This is a genomic window from Blautia sp. HCP3S3_D9 (genome assembly GCF_052063845.1).
Lineage (GTDB): Bacteria > Bacillota > Clostridia > Lachnospirales > Lachnospiraceae > Blautia_A.
In genome coordinates, this window is record NZ_JBQHWS010000106.1 from 1 (window position 1) to 12,205 (window position 12,205).

10 protein-coding genes and 1 pseudogene are annotated in these 12,205 nt (G+C 40.7%); 3 read left to right on the forward strand and 8 right to left on the reverse strand.

Annotated elements, in window-relative coordinates; translation table 11 throughout:
- Positions 1–384, forward strand: a pseudogene (locus ACTNES_RS15835) (TetR/AcrR family transcriptional regulator); the annotation flags it as partial.
- Here ACTNES_RS15835 and ACTNES_RS15840 read toward each other — a convergent pair.
- Entirely contained in the window at positions 306–932 is a 627-nt protein-coding gene (locus ACTNES_RS15840; RefSeq protein ID WP_291818445.1) for a DUF3786 domain-containing protein, read from the reverse strand. The pseudogene ACTNES_RS15835 and the gene ACTNES_RS15840 sit on opposite strands and share 79 nt — an antisense overlap.
- Positions 933–1,451: 519 nt before the next feature.
- Here ACTNES_RS15840 and ACTNES_RS15845 point away from each other — a divergent pair.
- Positions 1,452–2,036, forward strand: coding sequence for an AAA family ATPase (locus tag ACTNES_RS15845; RefSeq protein ID WP_441040082.1), 585 nt, complete (start codon positions 1,452–1,454; stop codon positions 2,034–2,036).
- A 108-nt stretch (positions 2,037–2,144) separates the two neighbouring features.
- Here the strand turns inward: ACTNES_RS15845 and ACTNES_RS15850 are convergent, their stop codons facing one another.
- Both ACTNES_RS15850 and ACTNES_RS15855 read right to left on the reverse strand, forming a co-directional pair.
- The gene (locus ACTNES_RS15850; protein ID WP_291818451.1) at positions 2,145–2,621 is read right to left on the reverse strand and encodes a GNAT family N-acetyltransferase; all 477 of its coding nucleotides are present in this window, start codon (positions 2,619–2,621) and stop codon (positions 2,145–2,147) included.
- A gap of 33 nt (positions 2,622–2,654) precedes the next feature.
- The gene (locus tag ACTNES_RS15855) at positions 2,655–3,143 is read right to left on the reverse strand and encodes a pyridoxamine 5'-phosphate oxidase family protein (RefSeq protein WP_118758685.1); all 489 of its coding nucleotides are present in this window, start codon (positions 3,141–3,143) and stop codon (positions 2,655–2,657) included.
- 298 nt (positions 3,144–3,441) lie between these two features.
- Between ACTNES_RS15855 and ACTNES_RS15860 the strand changes: the two genes are divergently transcribed.
- A complete protein-coding gene (locus ACTNES_RS15860) occupies positions 3,442–4,020 on the forward strand; it encodes a TetR/AcrR family transcriptional regulator (protein WP_291818455.1) in 579 nt (192 codons plus the stop codon).
- Between the two features lie 30 nt (positions 4,021–4,050).
- On the opposite strand, the gene ACTNES_RS15865 is transcribed toward ACTNES_RS15860, so the two are convergent.
- The 5 genes from ACTNES_RS15865 to ACTNES_RS15885 all read right to left on the reverse strand — a co-directional run bounded on the left by ACTNES_RS15865 (position 4,051) and on the right by ACTNES_RS15885 (position 11,950).
- Positions 4,051–5,595 (reverse strand): AMP-binding protein, encoded by a 1,545-nt coding sequence (locus ACTNES_RS15865; protein ID WP_291818458.1) that lies wholly within the window; start codon positions 5,593–5,595, stop codon positions 4,051–4,053.
- 47 nt (positions 5,596–5,642) lie between these two features.
- A complete protein-coding gene (locus tag ACTNES_RS15870) occupies positions 5,643–5,873 on the reverse strand; it encodes an acyl carrier protein (protein ID WP_291818459.1) in 231 nt (76 codons plus the stop codon).
- 26 nt (positions 5,874–5,899) lie between these two features.
- Positions 5,900–7,288 carry a condensation domain-containing protein gene (locus ACTNES_RS15875; protein WP_118611177.1) on the reverse strand — a complete coding sequence of 463 codons (1,389 nt, stop codon included), beginning with the start codon at positions 7,286–7,288 and terminating at the stop codon, positions 5,900–5,902.
- A gap of 296 nt (positions 7,289–7,584) precedes the next feature.
- On the reverse strand, positions 7,585–8,571 hold the full coding sequence (locus ACTNES_RS15880) for an alpha/beta hydrolase (RefSeq protein ID WP_291809034.1): 987 nt from the start codon (positions 8,569–8,571) through the stop codon (positions 7,585–7,587).
- A 1-nt stretch (position 8,572) separates the two neighbouring features.
- Complete coding sequence (locus ACTNES_RS15885) at positions 8,573–11,950, reverse strand: EAL domain-containing protein (RefSeq protein WP_441040083.1); 3,378 nt, start codon at positions 11,948–11,950, stop codon at positions 8,573–8,575.
- Positions 11,951–12,205: the final 255 nt, after the last annotated feature.

Genomic DNA, 12,205 nt, shown 5'->3' on the forward strand with positions numbered 1-12,205 from the left:
GTAGGTGGTCGGCACCGTCAGATGTGTATAAGAGACAGATACAGGGCACTGTTTCTGGATGATGCAATTGCCCCTATTCTTCTGAAAAAAATAGCAGAAAATACAAAAGAAGGCTATGTGACCTGGCTTATGTCACACAGCCTCCTGACCTTTGAACAGGCAGAATCGGTTTTTTATTTTCAAATGAATGGCTGCCTTTCCATCAACAGACTGATGCTCCGCAATCACTGTAATGGCTGGAAACAGATTCAGACAGTAATCGACAAATTTATCAAATCCGGGCTGGAAAGTTTTCTGATCCATGATCAGAGGGAAGAAAATGCTTCCGATAATTTTTGCAACAAAATTTCTCCAACTGTTACTGCATCTTCTACACTCAGATAATGATCGGCATGATCTTGAAGAAATAGTTTTCCAGATGCAGGAAATTCTTCATCCGCAAACCATATCTTTAAAGTTACCGGATATCTTGGCAGAACTGGAAAAACAGCACACAGATCCGCCTTTGTCTCTGTGAATTCTGCACCCAGACTTGTACACGCTTTTTTAATTTTTTCAGGATCTTTGTCCTGCAAAAGTTTTTCCAGTTTCTGCTCTGCTGTCCGGTCAAACTTAGTTCCTCGGATCAATCCATCTTTCAGGTTACCAAAAGTAATGAGTTTCTGTGAACCTTCTGTTCCATCGGCCATATCCAGATAATGCATCAATGTCAGATAATGCCATTCGTCCATGTCTGAGTTAATACGAAACTCAGGGAGTTGAATTTCAATCACTTCATAAAAACTCAGTACTTCAAGCACATTTCGACTGCTATGAAAAACAGCCCCACTTTTTGCAGCAATATCCTCTCCGGAACGATTTTGCAGCCGTTTTACTGCTGCCTGCAACATTTCCTGAAATGCACGATTTTCTGTTTGATTTTTGTATTCCATAAGTTCTCCTTTGTGAATATTTTATCACATCATATAATAATCAATGTTTATGCAAGGATTTTGGTGTTTTCATAAATTTGTCTACGATCAGCATATTATACAATCCTCCGTAATTTTCATCTTCAGATACTGTAAAGGCACATATATACGATGATCTGGAGATTAATTTTTCGAAAATCTGTAATAATACCATCCTAGATGAAGAGCTGTCTGTTTTTACAAACGTGCATCCTGTAAGAAATTGGACAAAGGGAAAGCACTTGATATCTACGAATTGCTCCGCTGCAAAGCAGCTCCCACAATTCTCATCATATCTCAATATGAGGTATTTGTCGAATGTTTATATTAAGCAGATATTTGTCAGACCAATTTGCCATAAGTACCAGAATATCAGGATTTGTGAAGGCAATTTATAGTAGATTTTGGCATATACATTTCAATTTTTTTGAGTATAATAATTCCGAAAAAGTACTTTGACAGTAAATAAAATGCGACATCATTGCACAGGAGGCATGGGATATGATTATTACAATAGCAAGACAGTGCGGAAGCGGCGGACATGAAATAGGAAAAGAACTGGCTTCCAGACTTGGACTGGAATTCTATGACAGAAAGAAGCTTGAAGAAGAAGCAAAAAAACTTGGAAAGCTTGACGAAAACAAAGAATTTTTCCAGGAAAAAGCTGTAAACAGCCTGCTCTACAGCATTGCTCTAAGCTACGGAGAAAGCAATCCAATGGAAAAATCTTTTGAACTTATACGTGAACTTACGCAGCAAAAACCTGCCGTAATCATCGGACGCTGTTCAGGAGCGATTTATGCAAATGATTCTGAGGCAACTACTGTTTTTCTTCACGCAGATAAAGACTGCCGTATCAAACGTGTAATGGAACGGGACGGTATTAATGAGAAAAAAGCTGCAAAGCTGATAAAGGAAGTGGATGAGAAAAGAGCATCTTTCCACAAATTATGCACAGGCAAAGAGTGGGAAGACGCCAGCCAGTATCAGCTGTCTATTGATACAGGAAAACTTGGTATTTCCGATGTAGCAGACATGATCATAAATTATATCAACGCTAAAAACATCGGACAAAAGCACCTGTAATTTCCAAATAACACTGTAAAAATCAGGCACAAGTTTCCTAAACAAAACTTGTGCCTGATTTACATTGTTTTAATAAGATGGACTTCTCAAATATACAATGCAACTCCATCAATTTTCCAAAATATATTCCATCTGTCTTTCTTTTGTTTTCATACCCATTTTTTCATAGAATTTTTCCGCTGAAGTATTTCCTGCCCATACGTTCAGTGTCACTTCATAACAGCCCATTCGCTTTGCTTCATTTTTTACATATTCAAACAAACTCTCGCCGCTATGCTGTCCTCGTGCCTGCTGATCAACACATAGATCATCTATAAAAAGAGACTTAAACGGTACCATATTAGTTGAAAAAGGCTGTTCCTGTAATTGGCAAAATGCATATCCTACACAGACATCTTCCTCGTTCACTGCTACATATATGGGTTTTTCTTCTTTTTCTAATAGCTCTGTCAATTGGCTTACAGTATATTTTGTGGTACCGGGAATAAAAATATCAGGTCTTATATCTGCATGGATCTGCAATACCTGTCCCAACAGTTCAATTATTCTTGGAATATCTTTTTCTTCTGCTTTTCTAATAGTCATTTTTTATCCTCCAAATAACAAATTATTCCCAATTTATACTACTGGATTTGCCGGTAATGGTCTGTACTTTGCAGTATAATAATCACACTCAATTCGAATGACACTGACAATTGAAACCAGCCGCTCATTAAACTCAAAATCCTTACCCGTTTGTATTTTCATTAAGGCGCTCATGGCCTTAATTTTTTCTTGTGGTGCTTCCACAATCTCCGCAGTTCCAAATCCATCAAAAGAATAATAACTACACCCATATTGGCAGGCTACTTTACCTGAAAATGGCTGAACATCACACTCAATCTGAACACAGCAGTCTGAATTGTTTCTGATAATGTCAAGCTTACGGCCTTCCAAAGCACCGTGCACATAAAATACAAGTTTATCATTTTCCATAACATAACCGTAGTTCATAGGAACTATGTATGGCTTTCCCTGATCTACCAGCCCAAGGTGCAAGACCTTACCAGAATCAAGTATATGTATGATCTCATTAAGATCTGTTACTTCTCTGTCTCTTCTACGCATAAAAAATCCTCCCATCGTACCTCTGATATTTTCATTTTTTTCTTCTCCGGATAACGGATTATTCCATAGTCAATTTAATCATAGCACATACCTTCCTGCTTGACAAATACATTGCCATGCAATAATTGTGGATATGGGATTATGCAGAAAGTAAAAGAATTGACAGAGAATGAACATATTCTGGGACTAGAGCGTGTTTGAAAAAGGCTCTGGAAAGTCCTGGAAAAAATAATTTTTTTATGGTCAGATTTGTGATATACTTTATGTATTACTTACAGACTCCCGGGAGGAGACGGCTATGCAAAATATAATTCCCGATGAAAGATATTCCGTGGCTGACGAGGCCATTTTAGGTGCTTTTTTCAAATTGGTAAAAGAAAAGAAGCCTGACAGGATTACTGTATCCGACATCACTAAAACAGCAGGTATTGCCAGAAGTACTTTTTATAATCACTATCAGGACATCCCTTCACTGCTCTCTGCAGTTGAGGACAAAACCATTCATGATGTTTTTTCCATGATGGAAAATTTCCAGCCAAAAAATGACCGGGATATCTGCAGTTCCTATTTTCTGACTCTGTGCCGGTACACTATGGAAAATCCTTTTCTGTCCGGTCTTTTGAGTACGCCTCATGGAAATGATCTGTTTGAAAAAATGCTGACTATGCTCCATCATTATGTTACAGAAACTACATCTAATTCCAGACCTGACAGGCATACAAAGGAAGAAGTTTCCTATGTGATCACCTGCGCCATCGGCAGTACTATCGGCGTTCTCCACAAATGGAGCCGGGATAATTTTAATCTGGCACCGGAAGTAATCGCTGATATTCTGTCTGAGATTTTTCTATCCGGTATGCTTCCACTTTTATCCTAGTGTGTTTTCCGCAAAATATAAGCCTCTGTTTTATTCCAGAGGCTCATCAATCAGGACATCCTGTCTCCTGATTTTCTTTGTTGTGTTGCGGATAAACGGATTTTTGCGGACAACCAGTCCTGTAATACGGCGATAAGTGGGCTGATTTTTGTTATATTCATCCAGAAATGCCTGAAGCTGTGTTTGAATTGCCTCTGCATCCAATGCTTTCGCTTCTACAACTGCCTGCTCCGGATAAATACGGGCAGTCAGGCCATTATCCTCACCTGTCACAATAACTTCGCCTACCAACGGATTCAGCGCCAGCTTATTCTCAATCTCCTCCGGAGATACATTTTCACCGTTGGACAGGATGATCAGGTTCTTCACACGTCCATTGATAAACAGATAACCGTCTTCATCCATATACCCCTTGTCACCGGTATGCAGCCAGCCATCCTTTAAAGTCTCTGCAGTCTCATCAGGCATCTGATAATATCCCTTCATAACACTGCTTCCTTTTACCAGGATCTCACCGTTTTCAAATCTGATTTCTACATTTTCAAGTGGTTTTCCGATAGAACCCTTTTTATGGTTTTCCGGTGTGTTATTGCTGATAACAGGGGAACACTCTGACATTCCATAACCTTCCAGCACTTCAACGCCATATTCTGCAAAACGGTCAATATAATACGGATCCAGATGTGCACCGCCAGTAAAGATAATACGCAGTTTTCCACCAAATACCTTTTCTGCCAGAACTGCCTTCGGGATTGACGGATCAGCGGCAGCCAATCTCTTATAAATCGTCTCGATCATCATTGGAACCATAAGCATAATATCCGGTTTGAAAATACTCATATTTCTTACCATATGAAGCAGGGAATCATTGATGCAAAGAGTTGCACCCAGAGAGAATCCCTTCAGCCAGTCCATAACCAGGCAAAATGCGTGATGGATCGGAAGCACACTGAGCACGGCAGTTCCCGGTTCTGCTGTGATATTTACTGCCTCAACATTAGAAGCCAGATTGTTCTGTGTCAACATAACACCCTTGCTCTTTCCTGTTGTTCCGGAAGTGAAAATGATGGTCGCAATATCCTCTGCATCCGGGCAGACAGAATCTGCTGATGCGCTCTTTCCTGCATTTCGAAGTTCACCAATACCATATGCCTTTGCCGGTGCATCTTCTACCTCTTCCTGAAGCATCCACACTTTCTGAAGTTTCGGGCAGTTTCCAAGAAATGCATCCAGATATGGCCTAAGCTTCGGACTTAAGAAAAGAGCTACGGAATCAGAACGGTTAAGCAAATCGATCAGATCCTCACAGGGAAGTGCGGCATCCAGCGGTACGGCTGTGGTACATCCTGTAATGATTCCCAGATAGCTTTCCATCCACTCTACTGAACTGGTTCCGATCAGTGCAATGTGCTTTCCCTCAAAGCCTTCTGCAAGAAGACCTTTTCTGGTGAAACCTACATTTTCCATCAGTTCGCCATAGCTTCTTTCCATGATTTCCTTTTTATTGAGCCATTTTACTGCTTTTACTTCGTCAAATTTACGTGCACTTTCTTCTAATATATTTCTGATCAGCATATCTGTCCCCCATTATTTTCTGAACTGTTCAATTGTTCCAAAAAAGATTACTGAAGTTCTTCCAGCAGATTTAAGGCTTCACCGAGAGTTGTGATATTCAGCACTTCGCTCTCATCAAGTTCAAGATCAAAGGTATCCTCAAGCTCACCTAAAAAGGACATAAAATCCAAAGAACTGAACCCCAGATCCTCGCGAAATCTCATCTCATTGTTCATTTCTTCCGGTGCTACCTTGCTGTACTGTGCTACGATATTTTTAAATTCCATTTCCTGATTCATTGCATTTCCTCCTGATATTGATTTAGTTAAACCAGTTCCATAATTTCGCCGATGCTCATATCCGGCTCTGCGATTCCCTTGAAAAGAATACGCATCATATAATAATAGAGCAGTTCCATATCATGTTCCTCCAGATGAGCAGTCTGGTAATGATAGGAAAAGTTCATACCTCCATCTTCTGTATGGGATACGGTCAGATACATCTTCTTGGTGGCTGCACCGTTTGCAAACCATTTTGCATGCTGACGGATGGTTCCAAGCATTTCATTCTCCACCTTCACAGTCATTGGCTGGTAAGTCAGATAACAGCTCTCATATCCTGTATGCTCCGGTGTATTGTATCTCTTTCTCATCTCATCCATAATAAGTGCCGGATCGTAATTGCTGTGCATATAGATACGATTCTGCATATTCTGGATCTCATAAGCAGCAGAAAGGAAATCTGTCTCCGGTGCGATCACTGTTCTGCATGGGAACATGATAGTTCTGCTTCCTCCTGAAGTCCATTCATCATGAGTAGAACGTCTGGATATAAAGTTCTGGATAGTGATATCTTCCTGTCCGTTATTTACCTTTGACAGATAAGTACGGATGCCAAGCAGAAGAAGGTTTGTCATAGACAGCTGATGGTTCATACAGAAATCGATCAGATTTTTAGTTGGTTCCGGCTCCAGATAATAATCCTTAACTGCTACAAACAGATCCTTCATCTCAATGTCAGAAGAACGAAGTCCGGGATTTCCATGACGTTTTCTCGCTTCCTCCAGTACGGACGGTCCCTGAATATCAGAATACAGAGGTTCGCCCAGTGCATCCAGCTGGTCATCCCAGAATTTCTTATCTTTTGCAAAACGTTTCTCGTTGCCTGCTTTTGCCAGGTCTTTTTTCAGTACTGTCTCAAAATCTGCCAGTTCCTGCGGATAGGCTGTTCCATATTTATAATAGGTATATAATTGAAACAGATCACCGATCATTACTACCAGACCACAGGAATCGATCAGTCTGTGATCCATATGTACAAAGAAACCATTATATCCTTCCGGCAGCTTCAGCATAGTAAACTCGCACATGGGAATGTCATCACCGTCAAAGGTTTCATATGCCCACTGCTGCATCAGCTCGTCTGCTTTTGCAAGGCTTCCCATTCCTGACAGATCCTTGAATCCGATATCCCTTGGATCCTGTTTTACAAGGTACTGTTGTACATTTCCGTCTTTATCAGGCTTTGTAAAACGGATTCTGGTGCATCCGGAACGTTCTGTTTCCATCTGAATGCATTTTTTTAATAATCCAAAATCCAGTTCAGCCTGTACAGATGCCACAACACTGACACCGGATACCTGCTGTGTACCGTAATCCATGATCCAGTTGTGGTGCATTTTCTGTGCTGCTGTTAAAGGATAGTAGTTTGTCATACTTTATTTAACCTCCATCGCCGGTTTCTCTTTTCCCGGGTACAAAAACATTACATACTTGTTCAGTAGCTCACAGTTATTTCAAAAATAATGTACTGGCAGCTACAACATTACTTTTTTATTACGTGACAAAAATAGCACAGATTTTTTCCAAATACCAGTACCCTCAGCACTTAATGAACACTTTACATAAAATTGACCGAGACTTATCATGCATTTAACAAAACGCATCTGATAAGTCCCGGTCAGGGATTGTTGTCATTCGTAATCGCCTTTGGCGGTTAAAAACAGGCACATTATTTTTCAGAATTACTGACATCATATTTCTCAAAAAACTCCATCACTGTACGCTGATACAGTTCCGGATCTGCATAGGCACTGCACAGATGCCTTGCTCCCTGTACAATGACCAGTTCCTTTGGTGCTTTGCACAGCATATAGTTCTGGAATGAATTGTTCGGGTACACATAAGTATCCTTCTCTCCATGAAAGAAAAGGACAGGTCTTGTATTCCTTTTCATAGCTTCTGTGGTATCTGCATCTTTCATACGAAATCCTGCAATAAGGTGACACAGACAGTCCATTTCCTTCAAAAGCAGGGGGATATAATGCAGATGAAACCAGTTGTCAGCCATATCCCGCATCTGTCTTTCCATAGACTGAAAACCACAATCTGCGATCAACCCTTTCACCTCTGACGGAAGCCTGTATCCGGATGCCATCAGTACAGCGGCAGCCCCCATAGACTGTCCATACAGATAGATTGGAAGCTTCTCCTTGTTTCTTTCGGACACATAAATTGCCCAACGCTGCACATCCCATTTTTCCTTTGCTCCAAAGGTGATATATTTTCCTTCACTTTCTCCACAACATCGCTGTTCCATAAACAGAAGATTACACTGATGCTCATGGAGATATTTTGCCATAAATGACAGGGAACCAAATCTGCTGCCCCGGTAGCCATGGCTTAAGATAACAAACCGCTTTGCATTCTCTGCAGGCAGATAGAATCCATGGAGTTTTAATCCATCCACACTCCTGATATAGCAGTCCTGCATCTTCTGAGCCTCGCACCATGCCCTGCTCTCCTCATATTCCTTTGCATATCCGTTTCTGGGGTGATTATCCCGGATATGGGATAATTCAAACCATTTCTTTCTTTCCTTTTTCCTTCCCCCTCTTTTGCAGCAGACCACCATGTTAAAAAAGCGCCAGCCAATCTCCATAGTCCCTGAGAAAAAAAGCAATACTACTGCTGACAACTTACAAATTTTTTTCTTCATCTCATTTTCTTTCTATAAATTTTCTCATAAACTCTTCATACCCACAAGGTTTCCCCCAGAAATATCCCTGGGTAAATTCCGGGCGCAGCTTTCGGATTTTGAGCCATTCCTGAGCATTTTCCACGCCTTCAATGCAAATCTTCATATCCAGATTATGGATCATGGTGCAGAACTGATTCAGCAGATAATATTCCTGTTCATCTGCAACTGCTTTCACAGTGAAGGAGCGGTCAATCTTAATGATCTCCGGTTTCAGCTCGCTGAGATAATGGAAGTTCGAGTATCCGGTTCCAAAGTCATCCAGTGCAAGACTGATTCCCATCCGCCTCAGTTCTGTGAGAAAGTGCTTCTCATTAATATTTTGTTCCAGAAGATCACTTTCTGTCAATTCCACGATCAAGGCTTCCAGCGGCAGTCCGGCTTTTTGCATTTCCGCACTGATATCCTGGATCACATCAGACTTGGATGCCTGCACCTGGGAAATATTAATACTCACCCGGAACTTAGGAAGTACTTTTCGGATTTCATTGCATTTCCCCATAACCTCTCTCATCATCCAGCGGCCAGCAGGAATAATAAGGCCTGTTTCTTCCAGAATCGGAATAAATTCTGCCGGTGAAACCATTCCGAACTTTTCAGAGGTAAAACGCATTAAAGCTTCTGCTCCATAGGGCACCTTTTTATCTTCCGCAAATACAGGCTGATAAAAAGCCGCAAAGCCCTGGCAGCCATTGAGCATAGCCTCCCGCAGTTCCTGGGTAATCTCCCTCTTCCGAAGAAATTTTCTGTAGGTTTCCCTGTCAAATATATAACAGCGGTTTCTTCCCAGCTTCTTGGCCTCATTCAAAGCAAAATCCGTCAGCTTCAGAGCTTCTGAATACTGGTCTCCCCCTAATGTCCCAAATGGCACAATGCCTCCAGAAACCGTATACATAACCTTAAACTTGTTAGCTTCAATGAATCTGTCTATTGCCTCTCTCACTTTATCATAAAGCTTCTCTGCATCCCTCACCTTGTCAGAAGAAACATCCAGGATCAGAAATTCATCTGCCACAAGCTTGTACACTTTCTGTCCTTCCGACAGGCAGCCGGAAATACAATCAGCCGTTTTCCTAAGCACAAAGTCACCGTACTCCTGTCCGAAGTTATCATTTATTTCCTTAAAATGATCAATTCCAATACGAAGCAGATATCCTTTTTCCAGAGGAGTATCCTGTTGGTCCATATACTCCCGAAAGCCTGTCTCTCCCAACAGCCCGCTTACATTATCTGCCTTCTGTCTCTCTCCGATCTCATTGATACAACCGATCATGTAAAGAGGTTTCATGTTATCATCGCGGACCAGATAGCCTTTGCAATGAATCCAGACCGGCATTTTTTTCAGATCCAGCCATCGATACTCCATACTATGAGTACAGCGGTCTGTTTTAAGAAGATCATCTAATTCCTCTTTCAGTTTTTCATAATCAGGTCCATACACAAATTCTTTATGATTTGAAATTACATTATGAAAACTATTTTTCGGAATGCAGAAACGGTCAAGGGCCTGGTTTGCTATGTAATAAAAATCTGTCCGAAAATCAACCACATACGGGTAATTATCTGTAGTCGGACTCAGAAGATCGATCATGCTGCAAAGCTCATCCAATGGCATTCCCTGATATTTTTTCTCCTGCAGGATTACCTCATCTGTAATCTCCTCTGTGGAATGCTTTTCCATACGGGAAAGCAGATGTTCCAGATCAGTTGACCGCGCGATCTTCTTCCTGCGCTTCTGACGGTACAGCATGGTATCACTTTGTCTTACAATATCTTTAAAGTCAAAATCTATATCTGGCTGATAATAGGCATATCCTGCTGATATGCTAAGCGGATAATCCAGCTTATGTATTTCCGCTGTTTTCTTCAAAATCAGCTCCAGTGTCTTCAGTAGTTCCGGAATCCTGTCCTTCTCATCACTGTGAAATACATACGCAAACTCATCGCCACCGATTCGAAAACAGTTCTTGACATTTTGAAATGCCTGACTGATACAGTGATAACACAGTTTCAGTGCCTCGTCTCCTTTTTCATGTCCAAAATTATCGTTGATCACTTTCAGGTTATCCAGATCAAAAAGTACTACACCTGTAGTGCGCAGTTTTATTTCACCTTCATCCAGATACTTCACCATATTCTCGTAAGCATTTCGGTTCATGGCTTCTGTGAGCATATCCATATTGGCTATTTTCTGCAGATAGATCACCTTTTGTTTCTGGATATATTGATCGTAATATTGAGAAACCTGAATCCAGATCAGCATAATAATAAACAGCATGGTTCCTGTGGAAAGCAGAATGGATGTCTGTTCAAATCTTCTTAAATAATAAAGAAACATTTCTGCCATTCCAAATCCCATGGCCACGTACATAGGATACTGGAATTTTTTGGCTACATCATTTTCTTTTTTTCTGGCTTCGTAAAGAATGATCGCAACTGTGTAAACCGCATTGGCAACCATAATAACATGAGTTACAGAAAGTAACCGGGACATATCAATAATTCCTGTACACTGAAGTAAAACATCGACTGCCATATTTGCAAGATAAAGGCTGGAAAAAACTAATGCAACTTTGTGGTACCTGCTTTTGCAGATATCATATAACAGGAAATTAAATGGTACCGGGAAAAGAAAGAGAGAAAAATAATCCACAAAATATAAGGTTCTTCCATCCGCAATCAAAAACTGCACAAAACCACATTGTACCAGTGTCCATACTGCGACCAGCAATGAAAAAAATCCAAGATTTAAAAAAATCTCAATTTTCGCTTCTGTCTTGTCGCTTCTTTTTCTTCGCGCTGCGCCACAATAGAGAATCAGGCAGATAACAGCGGCAAACAGGATTCCACAGCTGATTACCAGAGTTCCAAGACTGTCCGTCAGGATTTTCAGAATACAATCGCCTCGTGTTCCATATACAAGGCTGACTTCATTTCCATAATAGCCCTCATATACCGGAATAATTCTGACCTCCAGACTTTTGCCTGCGCTGTCTCCCGGAATATCCACAATGTGCCAGCAGCATCCAGGTGTTTCCATAAATCCCGGAGCATCCGGTTCATTTCCGTATTCATATATTTTTTCTCCATCCAGCCAAACTTCTGCAATGGTGTGGGTGGTTTTAAATAAGATGGATCTGGGAATATCGAAATCTTCAGGCAGAGCAATATTCTCTGATTTGATTTCTCCTTCTTTCAGTTCTTTTGTTTCGCACTGGATCGTATTATCCCAGAACAATTTTTCCCTGGTCGTACTCTGGCTGAAAATCCAACCTGAAAAACAGATGGCAAACAGCCCAAACACGAACAGAGTAATCCATAATCTTTTTTCTATTTTCATAGTCTCTCCTTTAGAGTGTATGTCAAGCGGATATTCGCAATTGAATCAGGGGACTTACTTGATTCGGTTAAGATATTTTTTCTTAACAGTCAACAACGTTAACAATATACCGCTTCACTGTCTTTCATCTTTATCATTGTATCACAGATTTCTGAATAAATGTTAGTGTTTTTAAGTAAGTGCTTCAAAAGAAGGCGTAGTGCATAACAGAATTTTTTTTGTTATACTCACTACAGATTCATTTGAAGCACTTTT

Coding starts and splice junctions, on each gene's coding strand:
- ACTNES_RS15840 (WP_291818445.1), bottom strand. CDS start 932: ATGGAATACAAAAATCAAACAGAAAATCGTGCATTTCAGGAAATGTTG.
- ACTNES_RS15845 (WP_441040082.1), top strand. CDS start 1,452: ATGATTATTACAATAGCAAGACAGTGCGGAAGCGGCGGACATGAAATA.
- ACTNES_RS15850 (WP_291818451.1), bottom strand. CDS start 2,621: ATGACTATTAGAAAAGCAGAAGAAAAAGATATTCCAAGAATAATTGAA.
- ACTNES_RS15855 (WP_118758685.1), bottom strand. CDS start 3,143: ATGCGTAGAAGAGACAGAGAAGTAACAGATCTTAATGAGATCATACAT.
- ACTNES_RS15860 (WP_291818455.1), top strand. CDS start 3,442: ATGCAAAATATAATTCCCGATGAAAGATATTCCGTGGCTGACGAGGCC.
- ACTNES_RS15865 (WP_291818458.1), bottom strand. CDS start 5,595: ATGCTGATCAGAAATATATTAGAAGAAAGTGCACGTAAATTTGACGAA.
- ACTNES_RS15870 (WP_291818459.1), bottom strand. CDS start 5,873: ATGAATCAGGAAATGGAATTTAAAAATATCGTAGCACAGTACAGCAAG.
- ACTNES_RS15875 (WP_118611177.1), bottom strand. CDS start 7,288: ATGACAAACTACTATCCTTTAACAGCAGCACAGAAAATGCACCACAAC.
- ACTNES_RS15880 (WP_291809034.1), bottom strand. CDS start 8,571: ATGAAGAAAAAAATTTGTAAGTTGTCAGCAGTAGTATTGCTTTTTTTC.
- ACTNES_RS15885 (WP_441040083.1), bottom strand. CDS start 11,950: ATGAAAATAGAAAAAAGATTATGGATTACTCTGTTCGTGTTTGGGCTG.